The organism is Tamlana crocina (genome assembly GCF_012037625.1).
On the sequence record NZ_JAAVJS010000726.1, the window covers coordinates 1 to 310 of the forward strand.

Genomic DNA, 310 nt, shown 5'->3' on the forward strand with positions numbered 1-310 from the left:
TTGGCAGCAGAAAAATTTCTTAGAGAGCACCTCTTAAAACCTCTTGAAAATTTTAACGGAAACGTCATTTTTACCCCCGGGCAAAATGAATGGAATGAATCTGCACCAAAGAGTTTGGACGACCTGGAAAGTTTTCTTCAGGACAACAGCAACGGGAAATTCCTTCCCGATGATGGCTGCCCTGTAGAAGACATAGAAATAAATGAAAACACAGCCCTCATTACTGTTGATTCTCAATGGTATCTCGAAGACTGGGATAGGAACAGTGAATTCAACCAGGAATGTGATATACGCACCAAAGAAAGGTTCT

Annotated in this window: 1 protein-coding gene; it reads left to right on the plus strand. The window is 41.3% G+C overall.

The annotated features are described in order from the left end of the window. A partial coding sequence (locus tag HC176_RS18740) for a hypothetical protein (protein WP_167920486.1) occupies positions 1-310 on the plus strand: 310 nt, incomplete at both ends.